At 48.1% G+C, this 16,807-nt stretch carries 18 protein-coding genes; 15 read left to right on the top strand and 3 right to left on the bottom strand.

Going from position 1 to position 16,807, the window contains the following annotated elements; translation table 11 throughout:
• The first annotated feature begins 113 nt into the window (after window positions 1–113).
• The 7 genes from rlmB to alr all read left to right on the top strand — a co-directional run bounded on the left by rlmB (window position 114) and on the right by alr (window position 5,253).
• Complete coding sequence (rlmB, locus tag EOE67_RS17900; protein WP_127700701.1) at window positions 114–854, top strand: 23S rRNA (guanosine(2251)-2'-O)-methyltransferase RlmB; 741 nt, start codon at window positions 114–116, stop codon at window positions 852–854.
• 244 nt (window positions 855–1,098) lie between these two features.
• On the top strand, window positions 1,099–1,476 hold the full coding sequence (gene rpsF, locus EOE67_RS17895; protein WP_068060633.1) for a 30S ribosomal protein S6: 378 nt from the start codon (window positions 1,099–1,101) through the stop codon (window positions 1,474–1,476).
• 5 nt (window positions 1,477–1,481) lie between these two features.
• The gene (gene priB, locus EOE67_RS17890; protein ID WP_127700700.1) at window positions 1,482–1,784 is read left to right on the top strand and encodes a primosomal replication protein N; all 303 of its coding nucleotides are present in this window, start codon (window positions 1,482–1,484) and stop codon (window positions 1,782–1,784) included.
• Window positions 1,785–1,794: 10 nt separating this feature from the next.
• Window positions 1,795–2,022 carry a 30S ribosomal protein S18 gene (rpsR, locus tag EOE67_RS17885; protein ID WP_031568572.1) on the top strand — a complete coding sequence of 76 codons (228 nt, stop codon included), beginning with the start codon at window positions 1,795–1,797 and terminating at the stop codon, window positions 2,020–2,022.
• A gap of 33 nt (window positions 2,023–2,055) precedes the next feature.
• A complete protein-coding gene (rplI, locus tag EOE67_RS17880; protein WP_068060627.1) occupies window positions 2,056–2,508 on the top strand; it encodes a 50S ribosomal protein L9 in 453 nt (150 codons plus the stop codon).
• Between the two features lie 232 nt (window positions 2,509–2,740).
• On the top strand, window positions 2,741–4,174 hold the full coding sequence (dnaB, locus tag EOE67_RS17875; protein ID WP_127700699.1) for a replicative DNA helicase: 1,434 nt from the start codon (window positions 2,741–2,743) through the stop codon (window positions 4,172–4,174).
• Window positions 4,174–5,253, top strand: a complete 1,080-nt coding sequence (alr, locus tag EOE67_RS17870) for an alanine racemase (RefSeq protein WP_127700698.1) — start codon at window positions 4,174–4,176, stop codon at window positions 5,251–5,253. The genes dnaB and alr overlap by 1 nt, the downstream gene beginning before the upstream one ends.
• A 43-nt stretch (window positions 5,254–5,296) precedes the next feature.
• Here alr and EOE67_RS17865 read toward each other — a convergent pair whose 3' ends face one another.
• Complete coding sequence (locus EOE67_RS17865) at window positions 5,297–5,710, bottom strand: chemotaxis protein CheX (protein ID WP_240652869.1); 414 nt, start codon at window positions 5,708–5,710, stop codon at window positions 5,297–5,299.
• Between the two features lie 239 nt (window positions 5,711–5,949).
• A complete protein-coding gene (locus EOE67_RS17860; RefSeq protein ID WP_127700696.1) occupies window positions 5,950–6,390 on the bottom strand; it encodes a transcriptional repressor in 441 nt (146 codons plus the stop codon).
• A gap of 129 nt (window positions 6,391–6,519) precedes the next feature.
• Between EOE67_RS17860 and dusA the strand changes: the two genes are divergently transcribed.
• The 7 genes from dusA (at window position 6,520) to EOE67_RS17825 (ending at window position 13,230) form a co-directional block, all read left to right on the top strand.
• Window positions 6,520–7,482, top strand: coding sequence for a tRNA dihydrouridine(20/20a) synthase DusA (dusA, locus tag EOE67_RS17855; protein ID WP_276317451.1), 963 nt, complete (start codon window positions 6,520–6,522; stop codon window positions 7,480–7,482).
• 188 nt (window positions 7,483–7,670) lie between these two features.
• The gene (locus EOE67_RS17850; protein WP_127700694.1) at window positions 7,671–7,964 is read left to right on the top strand and encodes a hypothetical protein; all 294 of its coding nucleotides are present in this window, start codon (window positions 7,671–7,673) and stop codon (window positions 7,962–7,964) included.
• Window positions 7,965–8,377: 413 nt separating this feature from the next.
• On the top strand, window positions 8,378–8,584 hold the full coding sequence (locus EOE67_RS17845; protein ID WP_127700693.1) for a PspC domain-containing protein: 207 nt from the start codon (window positions 8,378–8,380) through the stop codon (window positions 8,582–8,584).
• A 56-nt stretch (window positions 8,585–8,640) separates the two neighbouring features.
• Window positions 8,641–9,078: a copper chaperone PCu(A)C gene (locus tag EOE67_RS17840; protein ID WP_127700692.1), complete on the top strand. Its 438-nt coding sequence runs from the start codon at window positions 8,641–8,643 to the stop codon at window positions 9,076–9,078.
• Window positions 9,079–9,090: 12 nt separating this feature from the next.
• A complete protein-coding gene (locus EOE67_RS17835; protein WP_127700691.1) occupies window positions 9,091–10,068 on the top strand; it encodes a DUF2333 family protein in 978 nt (325 codons plus the stop codon).
• A gap of 49 nt (window positions 10,069–10,117) precedes the next feature.
• Entirely contained in the window at window positions 10,118–10,861 is a 744-nt protein-coding gene (locus tag EOE67_RS17830; protein ID WP_127700690.1) for a TIGR04219 family outer membrane beta-barrel protein, read from the top strand.
• 146 nt (window positions 10,862–11,007) lie between these two features.
• Window positions 11,008–13,230, top strand: a complete 2,223-nt coding sequence (locus tag EOE67_RS17825; protein WP_127700689.1) for a response regulator — start codon at window positions 11,008–11,010, stop codon at window positions 13,228–13,230.
• On the opposite strand, the gene EOE67_RS17820 is transcribed toward EOE67_RS17825, so the two are convergent.
• Window positions 13,208–14,134 carry a TIGR03899 family protein gene (locus EOE67_RS17820; RefSeq protein WP_127700688.1) on the bottom strand — a complete coding sequence of 309 codons (927 nt, stop codon included), beginning with the start codon at window positions 14,132–14,134 and terminating at the stop codon, window positions 13,208–13,210. The two genes, EOE67_RS17825 and EOE67_RS17820, sit on opposite strands and share 23 nt — an antisense overlap.
• 321 nt (window positions 14,135–14,455) lie before the next feature.
• On the opposite strand from EOE67_RS17820, the gene EOE67_RS17815 reads away from it, so the two are divergent.
• Complete coding sequence (locus tag EOE67_RS17815) at window positions 14,456–16,678, top strand: two-component system response regulator (protein ID WP_127700687.1); 2,223 nt, start codon at window positions 14,456–14,458, stop codon at window positions 16,676–16,678.
• The last annotated feature ends 129 nt before the right edge of the window (window positions 16,679–16,807 follow it).

Genomic DNA, 16,807 nt, shown 5'->3' with positions numbered 1-16,807 from the left:
CCTCGGCGCCGATTTGCTACAATCACTGCACTTTATACAAACGCCTGGCCTTTCCAGGCGTTTGTTTTTTAATTTTGCAGCAGTTTCAGCTGCTGATTTTGCAGGAATAAGTGATGAGCACAGATTACGTTTTTGGGATCCACGCAGTGAGCGCCTTTATGGAACGGGCGCCGGAAGATGTGCTGGAGTTATTTGTGCTCAAAGACCGCGAAGATCAGCGGATGCAGCCGGTGATCCAGCTTGCGCGTAAAGCGGGTGTTTCAGTGCAGTTTTGTAACCGCAAATCTTTAGATGACAAGGTCAATGGCGCGCAGCACCAAGGCGTGGTCGCCAAAGCACGGTTACATGATGCTGGTGATGAGTCGGATTTAGCGCGGATTGTCGAGCGCGAAAGCGCGCCATTTTTGCTGATTTTAGATGGCATCACTGATCCACATAACTTAGGCGCCATTTTGCGCTCAGCCGATGCCGCTGGTGTCCATGCGGTGATTGCGCCAAAAGACCGTTCAGTAAAACTGACGGCTGTGGTGCGTAAAGTGGCTTGTGGTGCGGCTGAGTCAGTGCCTTTTATCAATGTGACCAATTTGGCTCGCACTATCCGGCAGTTACAAGAAGCGGGTGTCTGGGTGGTGGGCGCGGCAGGTGAAACCGAAACCACCATTTATCAGGCTGAGCTTAAAGGTCCTATCGCGCTGGCGATGGGTGCTGAAGGCGATGGTTTACGCCGGTTGACCAAAGAATCTTGCGATTCGCTGGTGAAAATCCCGATGTTCGGTGCAGTGTCGAGCTTAAACGTGTCGGTAGCGACCGGTATTTGCTTGTATGAAGCCGTGCGGCAGCGTCAGGCGAAGTAGATTTTCTGCATGAAACCGCTGCATTTCCGAACTGGTAGTTTGCAGCATACACAAAGCCATGGAAAACCAATTATTTTCCATGGCTTGGTTGTTTTCCGATATCTGACACTCGTCGCAATCTCTGCTTGTTTTTAGCGCATCGAGTCCGTAGAATACGCACCCTTCGACCGTTCAACAAACGTTCCTTGCCTCTATGCGAGACTGGTCGAGCTCACCCGAGGCTAACTAACCGTAAGGAGCTACCATGCGTCATTACGAAATCGTGTTTATGGTTCACCCGGATCAGAGTGAACAAGTACCAGGTATGATCGAACGTTATACAGGTGCGATTAAAGAAGCGGGTGGTTCTATCCACCGTCTGGAAGACTGGGGTCGTCGTCAACTGGCTTACCCAATCGAGAAACTGCACAAAGCTCACTACGTTCTGCTGAACGTTGAAGCACCACAGTCAGTAATCGATGAACTGGAAACTAACTTCCGTTTCAACGACGCAGTTCTGCGTAACCTGATCATGCGCACTCATGGTGCCGTGACTGAGCCATCACCAATGGCCAAGGTACGTGACGAACGTCGTGACCGTGCTCCTCGTGATTCTGACGAGCAGGTTGCAAACGACGAGTAATTCTGATGGACAACTGCCTGGTCATCACTGGCGTCATTTGCCGCCAACCTGACCGAAGCGAAAGTCCAGCCGGTGTCCCGCATATGCATTTGTCACTTGAACACAAGTCGATGCAGCAGGAAGCCGGATACAACAGAGCTAGTTACGTCCGACTTCAGGTCGTCGTTGCCGGTGAGTTGTGCAGACAAACTCACAATTTGATGCAGGGTAGTGTGGTTCGGGTGACTGGCTTTTTAAACCGTCATCAAAGCCCGAGTGGTCAAGCGAAGCTTGTCCTTCATGCCCAACGAATTGAAATTTTAAGTTAGGAGAAAGTTCATGGCTCGTTATTTCCGTCGCCGTAAATTCTGCCGTTTCTCTGCCGAAGGCGTGCAAGAGATCGACTACAAAGATACCGCTACTTTAAAAAATTATGTCACTGAAAGTGGCAAAATTGTTCCTAGCCGTATCACTGGTACCAGCGCTAAGTATCAGCGTCAATTAGCCCGCGCCATCAAACGCGCTCGCTACCTGGCTCTGCTGCCGTACAGCGATTCACACGCATAAGCCTGGTTCAACCGATACTGAGAGGATTAAACAATGGATATCATTCTGTTGGATAAAGTTGCTAACCTTGGTGGTTTAGGCGACAAAGTAGTTGTTAAATCTGGTTATGCCCGTAACTTCTTATTCCCACAAGGAAAAGCAGTTCCAGCAACCAAGGCTAACCTGGAAAAATTTGAAGCACGTCGTGCTGAGTTAGAAGCCAAACTGGTTGCTAACTTAGGCGCTGCTCAGGAACGCGCTGCGAAAGTAGCTGAACTGGCTGAAGTGACCATCGCTGCTAAAGCGGGTGACGAAGGCAAACTGTTCGGTTCTATCGGTACCCGTGATATCGCTGATGCGATCACAGAAGCTGGTGTAGCTGTTTCTAAAGCCGAAGTTAAATTACCACACGGCACTCTGCGTGACGTTGGTTCATTTGACATCGACCTGCAATTACACGCTGAAGTGACAGCAACCATCAAACTGGTTGTGGTAGCAGAAGCTTAATTGCTGCCAGGCACAGTGAATCTTCACTGTGCCTGATTTCCCCGCTGTACCCGTTCTCTTTCTAAGTTCATTCCTAAAAATATCTTGTCTCACATTTGTTCGCCGTTAAAAAAATCCACTGACTTTGCGTTTTCTACCTGATCTGGTTTTCGAAAAATGCTAGGCTATGCCGCAATTGAACTACTTCTTTGCGTTGGCTACTCTGGCCGACCGACAGTCAAAATCTGGTGTTATGGCAAATCCAAAAGAACGATTCTCAAAAGATAAATATCAAAAAGATAAATATCAGAACGACAGCCAGGTCGCAGCGGTCAAGATGCCGCCGCACTCAATTGAAGCCGAACAGTCGGTATTAGGCGGCTTGATGCTGGACAACAACGCCTGGGATCGGGTTGCCGAAAAGGTGGTTGATCACGACTTTTATTTGCGCTCGCACAAATATATATTCCAGGCGATGACCAGCATCGCTGAAGCAAACCAACCCATCGATTTAATTACTGTGTCGGAATGGTTGGAACGCAATCAGCAACTGGATGATATCGGCGGTTTTGCCTATTTAGGTGAAATTGCCAAAAATACGCCAAGTGCGGCGAATATTCTGGCTTATGCCGATATCGTGCGTGAGCGGGCCGTGGTGCGGGATATGATTGCGGTGGCGCATGATATCGCCGATGCAGGTTACGACCCGCAAGGGCGCGATAGTGCGCAGTTACTCGACTTTGCCGAGACCAAGGTCTTTAAGATTGCCGAGCAGCGCGCTAATGCCAATGAAGGGCCGGAAGCCATCCACAGTATCCTGGCCAAAACCATCGATAAAATTGATTCGTTGTTTCGTAATCCGAGCGCGGGTGGCATCACCGGCGTTTCAACTGGCTACACCGATTTAGACAAAATGACCAATGGTATGCAGCCATCGGATTTAATCATTGTCGCGGCGCGTCCTTCGATGGGTAAAACCACTTTTGCGATGAACCTCTGCGAACACGCGGCGATGAGTAGCGATAAACCAGTGCTGATCTTCAGTTTAGAAATGCCGTCTGAACAAATTATGATGAGGATGCTGGCGTCTTTAGGCCGCATTGATCAAACCAAAGTGCGGACCGGTCAGCTCGATGATGAAGATTGGGCGCGGCTATCTTCTGCGATTGAACTTTTGAACAGCAAAGGCAAGATGTATATCGATGATGCATCAGGCCTGACTCCCACTGAAGTACGCTCGCGAGCGCGGCGTATTGCACGTGAGCACGGTGGCTTGTCGATGATCATGATTGACTACCTGCAGCTCATGACGGTACCTGGATTATCTGAAAACCGGACTTTGGAAATCGCTGAAATTTCCCGTTCTTTAAAAGCTTTGGCGAAAGAGCTTAAAGTGCCAGTGATTGCATTATCGCAGCTTAACCGTTCATTGGAGCAACGCGCCGATAAACGCCCGGTCAACTCGGACTTACGGGAATCAGGCTCTATTGAGCAGGATGCTGATTTAATTATGTTTATCTATCGTGATGAGGTGTATCACGAAGACAGTGCCGACAAAGGTACGGCCGAAGTGATTATCGGTAAACAGCGGAATGGTCCGATTGGCCGGGTGCGGCTGACCTTTCACGGTCGTTATTCCCGCTTTGACAACTATGCCGGTTCTGCGCGGTTTGAGGACGAGTACTAATGAGTCGTCGGCCAATCGCTCAAATTAATATTGATGCGCTGCATCATAATTTTAATCATCTGCAACAGATTGCCCCGCAAAGCAAAATTCTGGCGGTGCTCAAAGCCAATGCTTATGGCCATGGCTTATTGGCGGTCGCGGAGCAACTAAAGGTTGCTGGCGCTTTTGGTGTTGCCCGTATTGATGAAGCTTTGTTATTGCGGGCTGGCGGTGTGGTTAAACCCATCGTGCTACTAGAGGGGTTTTTCCACGCCGATGAACTGCCACAAATTGTTGCTTCGAACCTGCAAGTGGTGGTGCATCATTTGTCGCAGGTTGATGCATTATTGGCGGCAGAGCTGGAGGCTCCGGTGCATGTTTGGTTAAAAATTGATAGCGGAATGCATCGGCTTGGCATTTACCCAGAGCAATTTTCCGAGGTATACCAGCGGCTCATGGCGAGCAGCAATGTGCTGAAACCACTGCGGTTAATGACCCATTTTGCCTGTGCTGATGAGCCGGATAATCCGACGACGTCGAATCAACTGGCGCTATTTAAGCAGCTGATTGCTGGTTGCGAAGGTGAGCTCTCAATTGCCAATTCGGCAGGGGTACTGGCATGGCCGCAAAGCCATGGTGACTGGATCAGACCAGGTTTAGCGCTCTACGGCGTATCGCCGATGATGGATGGACGCTCGTCTTTGCATGGTTTGCGTCCGGTGATGACTTTTAGTAGTTCGGTGATTGCGGTTCGTCAGGTCAAGAAAGGCGATAAAGTCGGTTATGGCGCCAGCTGGACAGCCCCACATGACACTCAGCTTGCAGTAGTCGCTATTGGTTATGGCGATGGTTATCCACGCAATGCGCCAAGTGGAACGCCGGTCCTGATCAACAGCAAACGCTATCCGATTGTTGGTCGGGTATCGATGGATATGACCACAGTCGATATCGGCAATGACAATGTGCAGATTGGCGATCAAGTGGTGTTGTGGGGCGAAACTTTAGCAGTTGAAGAGATTGCCGAGTTGGTGCAGACCATTCCTTATGAACTGTTATGTAATATAACCAGCCGTGTCCAACTTCGGTATGTAACTGATTAAAATAAAAAAACCGGCTTGAAGCCGGTTTTTTTCTAACAAGTGTTTATTTCTGATTATCGAAGCTTACTTCGATATGCACTTTGCCAAAATCTGAATCAAACGGCATCAGAATTTTTGGACCATCGCATTTATGGGTGATGGTGTGCGCTTTACCTGAAACGACTACAGGCGTTGCCATACTAAATTCATACCCTTTTTCACCAAGGATCCGTTTGGCGCCGCCGGTAACCATGTTGGTAATTTCACCAACCATATCGGTCACTTCTTCATTGATCGACTTTGGACGTTCACCTAACATCCGGAACATAATCTCTAGCGCCAGAGATTCTTCAAAAGTAACAGAAAACGACCCTTTAGTCTGAGGTCCAATCATCCCGATCAATCCTGACACGTCGCCACGCGCTACTTCATCCTTTTTGATCCTTGGTTGTCCCGGCACAATGTTCGTATTTGCCATGGTACTTAACACATTCACCAAAGATGATAGAAATGGATTTACGTACTCAACATTCATTTAATAGACCCATCGAATAAAATAGCGTTGAAGTTGTTTTGGCCATAAACCTAAGGTTAGGCAGATTTTAAAGAATAAACAAGTCTAGCTCGTTGTTTTTGAGATAGTTTCCACAGCAAATCAATCGTTTTCATGCTGTAAATGCTGTATTTCAGTCGAAATTAAAAGTCTATCCAGAACAATTATTTGGGTGTCACGCAATGTTGGCAAAGTCCACGTGCTTCGATGGTCTGCTGCTTAATCACAAAACCTTTGGCAGTCGCCAGACTTTCGAATTCCTGTTGCAGTACTTTTGAATGTAATTCTTCAACATGACCGCAGCCCTGGCAAATCAGCAGTTGCGCCGGATGATGATGCTCAAAATGGTGGCAGAGCAAAAAAGCATTGCTGGATTCAATTTTGTGAATAAATCCTTGTTCTGTCAGGAAATCCAGAGCGCGGTAGATAGTTGCTGGTTTTGCCGCTGGCTCGGTGCTTTTCAGCTGTTCCAACAGTTCATAAGCACCAACACCCGACTGGGTACTGGCCAACAACCGGAAGACTTTTTCGCGGATCGACGTAAACCGAGCACCATTGTGTTCACAAATATGCCGTGCCCGCAGTACCAGAGATTCGATAGACATAACGCCGTTGTACCTTTCTTATCAGGATCTTTGGCAGTGTAACATACAAAAGCCCGGCATAAATCAGCCAAAATCGCAGAAAATTTGTCAGGATCCGGTTAAAATGCTGGCCTAATTGACGGAGGACCTGTGGACCATAAATTTTCGATTGCCCCGATGCTGGATTGGACAGACAAACATTGTCGATATTTCCATCGTAAACTGACCCGCCATGCTGTGCTCTATACCGAAATGGTGACGACCGGCGCACTGATCTTCGGCCAGGGCGACTATCTGGCATTTAACGACGAAGAGCATCCGGTGGTGGTGCAACTAGGTGGTTCTGATCCTGCTGCAATGGTTAAAAGTGCCGTGATGTGTCAGCAACGCGGTTACGATGCTATCAACATCAATGTCGGTTGTCCGTCTGATCGGGTGCAAAACGGTATGTTTGGAGCCTGTTTAATGGCCAAACCTGAGTTGGTGGCAAGCTGCGTCGCGCAAATGCGACAAGTCGTGGATATTCCCATTACCGTGAAAAGCCGGATTGGCATCGATGATCAGGATAGTTATCAGTTTCTGGTCGATTTTGTCGGCACCATCGCCGAAGCTGGTTGTGATCAGTTTATTGTGCACGCCCGCAAAGCCTGGCTCAGCGGGTTAAGTCCAAAAGAAAATCGGGAAGTGCCGCCTCTGGATTACCCACGGGTTTATCAGTTAAAACGTGATTTTCCGCATTTACAGTTGTCCGTGAACGGTGGTGTAAAAACTGTTGCTGAATGTCTTGCCCATTTACAGCATGTTGACGGTGTGATGGTCGGGCGAGAAGCTTACACGAACCCATTGTTTTTAAATCAGATTGATGCGGCGATTTATGGCGATCCAAGGGCATTGTTAACCCCTCATCAGGTGGTGCGCGAGATGCTGCCCTACATCGAGCAACAAATGACGGAAGGAGCCAGATTCTGGCATATCGCCCGTCATATGCTGGGCATTTTTCAGGGGGTGACCGGTGCGCGGCAGTGGCGTCGCCATCTGAGTGAAGTGGGGCATCTGCCAAGTAGTGGGCCGGAAGTGATGCTGGCGGCATTGGCGAAAGTGCCGGAATTTTGAACTGGCTAAAAAATGGTGTATTTTGCTAAAAAATGGTTTTTGCTATTTTTTGGTATGAGGAAGTGAATTGTTTTTTTTAAAATTAAATTGAGTAAAAACATATAGTTAAATTTATTTTCTTGGTTGGCACAGCAATTGAAGTAATAGATTGTCGTTCGTTAATTCAATTGCCCAAAAAGGAAATTACCATGAAAACTTTAACTTCAATGATCTTCGTTACCGGTTTAATGTTTAGCTCTGCTGCAGCTGTAGCTGCTCAACCAACCCAAGAGTTGACCGAGCAAGTGGCAAAAGTGCTTGCAGTGCAGGCGACTCAAGTAAGTGATGCAATCCAGCAACAAATCACGGCTTCACTGCAAGCGTCTTTAGATGAAGTAGTGGCGCTGGCAACTGCTGAAGTAACTGATAATAATCAGATTGTTGCGATTAAAACCACATCGCAGGTAAAAGGAGTTGAACAGCCTGAATCAATGATGGAGTAACGAATGTTAATTACTTCAACTGCGCTATTAGGGTTGTTTTTACTGCCCGTACTGAGTGTGTTTAGCATCTGGTTGTTTTGGCTCTGGTTGCTGCCACCTTGCGATATTCCTCCTCAAACCCGGACTGTGTAGTACCGGGTTTTTTCTTTTTTTACTTGGCCCTGCTGTTATCAAAGTTTTCCACCTTGTTGTTTCGCATATTGCTGATCAAAACCCATTAGTAAATCCTGCACTACTTTTTAGTCAAATTATTGATTCTGTGGTGAATTTGAAAAAATTCATTTGAAAGAAACATTGCCACATAAAAAATTATATTTAAAACAAGAGGTTATGTTCTTGCTGGGAATGGCACACCTTTTGATCCTGTCTCTATGAATTCAACATTTGGTTGATGTCATTGTCTGAGGTGATTTATGAACAACTCTTCTGAACAAAGCTGGTTCTGTAACAAAGCCCACCGGAAAATTTATGGCGTGTGTGCGGGTCTGGCGTCTTGCTACCAACAACCGATCTGGATCATGCGCCTGTTGGCGATTGCGTTACTGTTCGTTTTCCCAGTTGCCGCGATCATTGCCTACCTTGCCGCCGCATTTTTGTTGCCGGATCGTTACCAACCCTGACATCCGTGGTTGGCTTTGGTGTAAGATGGCGCAGACATCAGAGAAGTGAGTTAACCATGCGCCGATTTGTTCGTATTACAGCCCTCGTTGCAGCCCTAAGTGCCAGTCTGCCATCGCTGGCTGCAGAGGTCGGAATTAGCAATGCAACGGTACGTCAGCCATTGCCGGGACGCTCAGTCAGTGCAGGTTATTTCTCTATTCACAATACCAGCTTGCAGGCGGTAAATCTGGTGGCGGCAACAAGCCCCTGGTTTGAGAAAGTTGAGTTGCATCAGCATAGTTATGTTGATGGGATGATGCGAATGGAGCATGTTGATCGTATTCTGGTTGCACCCAATCAAACGGTGCATCTGCAACCGGGCGGTTTACATCTGATGTTGTTTACCCCAAAACAGCCATTGCAACTGGACCAGCAAGTGCCGATTGAACTGGTGCTTGAAAATGGCCAGAAAATATCGGTCGCGGCTGTGGTCACAAAAATCCCTAAACAGTAAACGGAGTTGCAAATGCAAAAAACTAAACTGATCGTCAGTTCGTTGCTGTTGTTGATATTGTTGGGTTGGGCGACGGCCGTGTGGTTAAGCCAGGAACCTGACACTTTTGATGTCGTCGAACTGGCAAATACCACAGCGCAACCCGCCAAACCTGTGGTGGGTTATACCACCACCAACACCTTAATCCATGTCACTGAAGTGCTACTGCACAAATCCGGTGGCTATATGTCTAACGATTTAGCGCCGCCATTTAGCATGCTCGATAACATGCCAGCCTGGGAGCTTGGTGTGCTGGAAATGGTACGTGATTTGGCGTTGTCGATGCGCACCGATCTTAGCCGGTCACAATCGCAATCGGTGGAAAACTCTTTTTTAAAACTGGCGCAGCCGAAGTTAAATATTGACCATCGTAGCTGGGCGGTTCCTGCGGCCGAAGCCGAATATGAAGAAGCGCTGCGGTTGCTGCGCTCCTACCGGCAGGCGTTAATGGATCCGAACAACCGCGATCATCAATTTTACGCCCGGGCCGACAATTTACGCGATTTACTCAAAGCCATCGAAAAAAGACTGGGCAGCTACAGTCAGCGCCTGAGTGCCAGTGTCGGCCAGGACCGTTTAAACACCGACCTGGCGGGTGATGTGCAGGCGCGGCAATCAACCTTGACACCAGGCGAACAATTGATCAAAACCAACTGGTGGCGGATTGATGATGAATTTTATGAAGCGCGGGGTGCTTGCTGGGCTTTGTTACATATTTTAAAAGCGATCGAAGTCGATTTTGCCGATGTACTGCAACGAAAAAATGCGTCTGTCAGCGTGCAGCAAATTATTCGTGAATTGGAGTCAACCCAGCAAGCAGTCTGGAGCCCAATGGTGCTGAACGGCAGTGGTTTTGGGTTACTGGCGAACCATTCGCTGGTGATGGCGAATTATATTTCCCGGGCGAATGCCGCTTTAATTGATTTAACGGAACTCTTGTCTCAAGGCTAAGTGTCACAAGGCTAAGTGCCGCCAGGAAAAAAGGTCACAAGGATAATAAATGAAAGCAGTTGTTTTAACGTTGGGTTGTGTGGTGTTGTTATTAAATAATAATGCCCGGGCAGATCTGCTGGGGCTCACGCTGAGCGGCGACTATGCCAAACTGAGTCCGAGCGGGCAGGGCGGGGATCATTTATTCAGCCAGCCGTTGCAGTTTTCAGACGATGGTTGGCAAAGCTGGTCGGTGGCGTTTGAACATCCGCTGCCGCTAGTACCTAATGTTGCATTGCGTCGGCAAACCGCCCGTTGGTCGGGTACGACCCTGTTGCAAGGTAATTTTCGGTTGGATGCACAGCATTTTGCCAGTCAAAGTCATATTCAGAACGCACTGGATCTGCAATCGACCGATGTTAGCTTTTATTACGAAGTGTTGGATAACAGTCTGCTGGCGTTAGATTTAGGGGTGAGTGCTATGCAGTATGATGCTGAGTTAGCGGTCACCGAACCCGTCAGCAGAACACGCACGGCGTCAGGTTTTCTGCCGTTGCTGTATAGCCACCTGACCATTAACGTCTGGGGTACCGATACTGCGCTATTCTGGCAAGGCCAGTACACGGATTATCGCGATCAACAATGGGCGCAAACCAAAGTCGGCTTGTCATATCAAATGCTTGATCTCACGGCAATGACACTCGCCATAAAATTTGGCTGGCAGCAGCAATCAGTCGCGCTCATCGACAAAGATCAACTCGATATTGATATGCAGATGAAAGGGCCTTTTTTGGCGCTGGAAGCTGACTTCTGAACATACAGCCAAACTGTATTGGGTAAAACATCCAGTAAAACATCGGGTAAACAGAGCGCAGGCAACGATGTCATTCCAGCCTGTTCTTGTGGAACCTTCACCGCACTATTATAGTGTTGCATCAGACAGGACTGGTTTTTTACAGCATGAAGCAACTTTTTTCGCGTACTTTTTGGCCGTTGCAGCTGCTTATTGCCGCATTAGCGGCAGCAATTCTCGGCAGTGGTTGGCTGTTACAGCAATGGCAACACCAGCAGACAACGTTGCAAATTCAGTTATTAAACAATAGCGCCTCGTTATTGTCGATTCAGCCATTGCAGCATAAGCAAGCAGCGGCACTGGAAGTTACTCTGCATGCGCTGCAACAACACAGCGCGCTGCCCATCCGGGCGATGGCGGTGTTTGATCAATCCCAGCGGATGTTTGCCAGTACCAGCAAAGCTGATCGCTGGCTGGAACAAGCCGCACAATCATTAGATTCAGAACAAGCCGCCTTCAATGATGCCGGGGTGCAATTAATATCCACCCCCATCTGGGCGGATCGTGCTTTGACCACGCAGTCGGCGGTTCATCCAGCCCCAGCGGAGCACAATGAGCCTGATAGTTTATTGCCCGAGCGCAATCTGGTGCCAGCACCTGCAGTATCTTCACGTCAACTTGGTTATCTGCTGGTATTGCTAGATGATGCGCCAACGCCGCTACTGACGGTATTGTCACCATTGTATCTATTGCTCGGTCTCGCAGTTTGGCTGGTCTGGCTCAGCATCAGGCAACTGACCGCTCGTCAGCTTGTGCAGCATGAACAATTTGCCCGGCAACTGAATACTGATCAGGCGCTCAGTGCCGAAAGCTCAGATACTGATCCGGTCTTTAAACCATTGCAGGCAGCGTGGCAGGAAAAAATGCAGCAATTCCGGCAGCAGACCGAGGTATTGTCGTTGCAATTTCAGACCAAGCTAAACCAACTTGAAAGTCAGTTGCTGTTGAGTCAGCAAACCACGTCACAGCTTGCTGCCAAACAACAACAGGCCTTATCACAGCTTCAGTCGTCATCGCAGCAGTTGGATTATTGGCAGCAACTGGCAGCCAATGCGGAGCGACTGACACCTGGATTGTTACTTCGGCAGCTACAGTTATTGGCGTTGTATACCCGATTGCATGAACCCGATTTTATGCTACAACCTGATGCGCTGCTGTTGCCTGACTGGATGTTGCTTTGTTATACCGACTATCTGCAGGACTGTGACTCAGGCCATCAGTTTTTATTCGAAGAAGACTCGCAAGCTTATGCCTTTAAAGTGAATTTTGATCCGGTGCTGCTGGCGCATTTACTCGAATTATTAGCAACCATGTGCCGAAAGCTGGCGACAGAGCCAGAAATTATTTTTAGTTATCGGCTTGTCGAGCTACCGCAGAAGCTTTTGAAAATTAACATTAAATTTATAGGCCGTAGCTTTCCGGCGCGCTGGCGTCAGGTGTTGGCTAGCGGTGTCGACACAATGCAGCCTGATGATCTGGATGCCGAAGTCTGCCGAAGCATTTTACAGCAGCTCCAAGGCCAGCTCCAGATTGCTTCGATTGATGATGTAGGCACGCAGCTTGAGATCTTATTACCGGTGTCATGGCAAAAAACTAACACTACAAAGCGGTTTCAGTCGATTTTGCTGGTGGATGAAAAAGAGTGCCGTTTGCCATTGGCGAAACAAAGCCTGGCAGCCCTTGGTGAGCAGGTACATTGTTGTTTTGCTTATGCTCAGTTAAAAGAAACGTTACCACGACGTTTGGTGGATTTATTAGTGTTGGTGTTGCCGGATCAACCTGCGCAGTTGGCTATCCCAGTGGCGGAGTTAAATGCACTGCAACAACGCTTTCAGGTACAAACATTTGCAAATCCAGCCGCTGTCGCCCGTTGGCAAGCGTTGTTGTCTTGTCCGGTCAGCGCCATGCCTTTGTTAATCGGGCAGTTATCGGCACCACAGCCGCAGGCGCTCGCACTGCAGCAATTGTTGGTGGTCGACGATAATCTGACAAATTTAAGTTATGTACGGGCCGTGCTGGCTCTGGAAGGGTTGCGCATTGATATTGCGATGACCGGTGATGAAGCCATTAAAATGGCCAGCAACAATCGTTATCAACTGATCCTGATGGATATTCAGCTGCCTGATTTACCAGGTACCGAAGTGACCAAACAAATCAGGCAATTACGTCATCATCAACAGACGGTTATTTTAGCTTTTACCGCACATGCGCTGCCGGATGAAATAGCCAGTTTCCGCCTTGCCGGGATGGATGATGTGTTGATTAAACCGCTGGATACCCAAAAAATTGCCCACATTCTCGGGCGGATTAAGGCGTTGGATCAAAGCTGATGACATCGGATAATAAGCTTTGCAACGCTTGCCAATAGGCAGGGTTGGGCTGGCCACTTAACAACGGTAATAACTCAGCTCCAATACTGGTAAATTTGTAATACTGCAAAATGACGCCCTGTCGTCTGGTGGTCCCCTGTAGCATTTGCTGATGGTAATACCATTGCAGCTGCTGATTTTTATTCAGCTCACCACTTTCAATTTCCGTCTGATGGAGTAGCCCCAAATCAATCAGATTCAGAATTTGCGGGTAACTTAAACCAAACTGACTCAAATTCAGCATCCCGCGGCTTTTTCCTGCCAGCCACCGCCAGACCGATCCTTGCTGCACATAACCAAAGTAAATATGCGCCGGTTCCTGACTGCGGATACGGCAACTGAGCGATGACGCCTGCTGCAGCGACACAGCATCTTTGTAACTCATCTGTTTTAACAGATTTAAGGTTTTCAGTGAAAAGCTACCCGGGTTACTGATTTCACCGGCCAGTATTTTTGCCCATAACTTTTGCATGCTATGGGTTGAGATGTTCTGCACCAGCTCACAATAAAACTGGAACCAATCCGGATCTACATCCTGTGCTGTGGTTTGCTCGGTGCAGTAATTTAAGGCAAGGGTGATCACAAGTTCCAGATTCTGCTGTTGTTGTTCTAACCGCATTTGCAAGCGTCTGGCGGAACGGTCCGCAAGGGTGAGCTCAGTGTAAATTGGATCTGTAAGTGGAATGCCGGCGCGGGAAGTCAACATTTGATGCTTGTCGTTGAAGCTGCCATTGGCCGCAGGATCCACCGGCTGTGGCGCGATGGTGGTTGTTTGTACTCTGTTTGATGCCAAATCGCTGCCCAGTTGTCGTTTTGCCAATTGTCGCAAACGTTGTTGTCCGGACAAAGTCTGAACTTTGCTCATATGGTTGTGCCCTGTTATCGGTAAATTCAAGCTTATCGCAGATATCGGCGCTCGTCAGCAAAACTGCAGCAAACAGTTGTTTTGTGCACTTAGCACCGGCGGCTAAAGGCCAATTCACTGATGATTTTCGCCGACGGCTTCAGGCCTGAGTTTCGACAAAATGATTGCATTTTTTAGTTAAGCGTATAGTGTAATAAGTCAGGCAACAAGCTGACGCGGCGATAGACGGTGATAAGTGTGGCGCGGCCACAGGAGGGCTCCAGTCATTCATCCGACTCGGTATTGCGCCATTCAGCAGGACTCAATGGATAAGGTCGTAACATGGTGTCAAAAGTAACAGATGAAGAGTTTCTGTTCCTCGCAGAAGACGATGCGCCGGAGCCTCAAGTACTGCAAGTGACCGGCGAATGGCACTTGCTGATAGTAGACGATGATGAAGAAATCCATACCGTCACTCGTTTGGCGTTAAGCGATTTATTGGTTCTTGGGCGGAAACTTGTTTTTCATCATTGTTATTCCGGGAAAGATGCCATTGATTTTTTGAAGAAAAATCAAAATATTGCGGTTATTTTGCTTGATGTCGTGATGGAGTCTGACGACGCTGGGTTGCTGGTTGTGCAACAAATTCGCGAACAACTGGGCATGGACGAAGTCAGAATTGTGCTGCGGACCGGTCAGCCAGGGTACGCCCCGGAAGAAAGCGTCATCAAAGAATACGATATCAACGACTACAAAACTAAAACCGAGTTAACCCGCAGTAAATTAGTCACCTCCATTATTTCGTCGATTCGTTCTTATCAGCAAATTCGTACCATCAATCAAAACCGACTGGGCTTGCAGAAAATCATCAACGCCGGCGCGAACTTACTGGAGCAGCATTCTCTGCACGAGTTCTCAGAAGGGGTCGTCACGCAAATTTCATCTTTAATTGGCCTACACGCTGAAGGTGTTCTGTGCGCACAAATTGAAGATGACGGCTCCGCCAGTGACAATGTTTATGTGCTTGGCGCTGCCGGGCATTACGCACCTTTTATTAAATGTAAATTAGAGCGTCTAAATAACCCTCGGATTATTCAGCAAATTCTGCAATGTCTGCAGCTACGCCGGCATATTTTTACTGGTTTTGATACGGTGTTGTATCTTGGTAATGCTGAGCACAGTGCAGCGGTTTATATTGAAACCAACCGGCCGATCGAAGATTTTGACCGTCAACTGATTGAAGTGTTTTTAAGCAATATTTCCATCGGCTATGAGAATGTCACCTTATTCCAGCAGTTAAAACATGCGGCCTATATTGACCCTTTAACCAAAACCCCGAATCGCAACGAATTTACCCAACTCCTGCAGGAAACCCGTCGGCTTGATCCGGGCAATACGGTTGCTGTGCTGATTGATATCGATCACTTTTCCGATGTGAATGATGGTCTGGGTCAGGAAGTGGGGAACGAATTGCTGATTGCCGTGACCCGGCGGTTGGTCGAGCAGTTTGGTGATGTTGCCCAAATCGCCCGGATTGGCGCCGATGTGTTTGGGTTGATTGGGCCAGAAAGCTTGTTAACGCCATCATCGTTAAATGCGGTGTTTGTGCAGCCGTTTCAGGCGTCTGAACATGGGCTGCAAATTAATGCAACCTTTGGGTTTTGCCGGTTAGTCGACACCGCCAAACAAGGGTTAGGTATTTTGAAGCAGGTGTATATCGCGCTGAACCGCGCTAAGAAAAACCTGTCGCAGAATTACGAGTTTTACAGTTCTGAAATGGAAGAGCAGATGGCCGGGCGGTTGGCCTTGTTACGGACGCTGCGTCAGGATTTCAGTCAGGACAAATTGCAGCTGTGGTATCAGCCTCAAATCGCCTTGGATACCAATAAAGTTATTGGGATGGAAGCGTTATTGCGCTGGCCAACTGAGCAAGGTGGTTTTATCTCTCCGGCAGTTTTTATTCCGCTGGCTGAGTATTCCGGGTTAATTGTCGAAATTGGTGCCTGGGTGATTCAGCAGGCCTGCCAGCAGATTAAACTGCTGCAATCGCATGGCCTGATGGATCTACGTATCGCGGTGAATGTGTCGATGCCACAGTTCAGAAACCCTTTGTTCGTGCAGTCAGTGATTGATTGTATTGAGCGTTTTGGGGTAGCTCCGGAATTGTTGGAGCTGGAGATCACTGAATCTGTGGTGATGGACGAACCGAAAATGGTGATTGATGCGCTGAACCGGTTAAAAAGTTATGGCATTAAAGTCGCCATCGACGACTTCGGCATTGGTTTTTCCAGCTTAAGTTATCTGCAACAGTTGCCACTGGATCGGATTAAAGTCGATCGCGCTTTTATCCGTGATCTGGCCGAACCGAATGGCACTGTGATTGCTGAAACGATCATTAATCTGGGTAAAAAGCTGGGACTCGCCACCATCGCCGAAGGCATTGAAACCGTCGAGCAGGCGGAGGTCGTCAGAGCGATGGGCTGTGAAGAAGTGCAGGGCTTTTTGTACGCCAAGCCAATGCCAACAGCTGCTCTGCTGGAGTTTTTAAGAGCAAATAAAGCCTGATCTTAGCCGTCATACCTATATAAAAAGCCGCGATTGTCGCGGCTTTTGTTTAATCTGTAGCTTACGGTTCACTTAGATATCGAATTGTGGTTTTGAACAACAACTCAATTCAAAGTGCAGGTAATGTGC

Origin of the sequence: Rheinheimera riviphila, from assembly GCF_004005945.1 — a bacterium.
GTDB classification, from domain to species: domain Bacteria; phylum Pseudomonadota; class Gammaproteobacteria; order Enterobacterales; family Alteromonadaceae; genus Pararheinheimera; species Pararheinheimera riviphila.
The sequence above is the reverse complement of the archived record's forward strand: the minus strand, read 5'-3'. Positions and strand labels throughout refer to the sequence as shown.

Excerpts from the sequence above, each read along its gene's own strand:
- rlmB (WP_127700701.1), top strand. The coding sequence starts at position 114 with ATGAGCACAGATTACGTTTTTGGGATCCACGCAGTGAGCGCCTTTATG.
- rpsF (WP_068060633.1), top strand. The coding sequence starts at position 1,099 with ATGCGTCATTACGAAATCGTGTTTATGGTTCACCCGGATCAGAGTGAA.
- priB (WP_127700700.1), top strand. The coding sequence starts at position 1,482 with ATGGACAACTGCCTGGTCATCACTGGCGTCATTTGCCGCCAACCTGAC.
- rpsR (WP_031568572.1), top strand. The coding sequence starts at position 1,795 with ATGGCTCGTTATTTCCGTCGCCGTAAATTCTGCCGTTTCTCTGCCGAA.
- rplI (WP_068060627.1), top strand. The coding sequence starts at position 2,056 with ATGGATATCATTCTGTTGGATAAAGTTGCTAACCTTGGTGGTTTAGGC.
- dnaB (WP_127700699.1), top strand. The coding sequence starts at position 2,741 with ATGGCAAATCCAAAAGAACGATTCTCAAAAGATAAATATCAAAAAGAT.
- alr (WP_127700698.1), top strand. The coding sequence starts at position 4,174 with ATGAGTCGTCGGCCAATCGCTCAAATTAATATTGATGCGCTGCATCAT.
- EOE67_RS17865 (WP_240652869.1), bottom strand. The coding sequence starts at position 5,710 with ATGGCAAATACGAACATTGTGCCGGGACAACCAAGGATCAAAAAGGAT.
- EOE67_RS17860 (WP_127700696.1), bottom strand. The coding sequence starts at position 6,390 with ATGTCTATCGAATCTCTGGTACTGCGGGCACGGCATATTTGTGAACAC.
- EOE67_RS17850 (WP_127700694.1), top strand. The coding sequence starts at position 7,671 with ATGAAAACTTTAACTTCAATGATCTTCGTTACCGGTTTAATGTTTAGC.
- EOE67_RS17845 (WP_127700693.1), top strand. The coding sequence starts at position 8,378 with ATGAACAACTCTTCTGAACAAAGCTGGTTCTGTAACAAAGCCCACCGG.
- EOE67_RS17840 (WP_127700692.1), top strand. The coding sequence starts at position 8,641 with ATGCGCCGATTTGTTCGTATTACAGCCCTCGTTGCAGCCCTAAGTGCC.
- EOE67_RS17835 (WP_127700691.1), top strand. The coding sequence starts at position 9,091 with ATGCAAAAAACTAAACTGATCGTCAGTTCGTTGCTGTTGTTGATATTG.
- EOE67_RS17830 (WP_127700690.1), top strand. The coding sequence starts at position 10,118 with ATGAAAGCAGTTGTTTTAACGTTGGGTTGTGTGGTGTTGTTATTAAAT.
- EOE67_RS17825 (WP_127700689.1), top strand. The coding sequence starts at position 11,008 with ATGAAGCAACTTTTTTCGCGTACTTTTTGGCCGTTGCAGCTGCTTATT.
- EOE67_RS17820 (WP_127700688.1), bottom strand. The coding sequence starts at position 14,134 with ATGAGCAAAGTTCAGACTTTGTCCGGACAACAACGTTTGCGACAATTG.
- EOE67_RS17815 (WP_127700687.1), top strand. The coding sequence starts at position 14,456 with ATGGTGTCAAAAGTAACAGATGAAGAGTTTCTGTTCCTCGCAGAAGAC.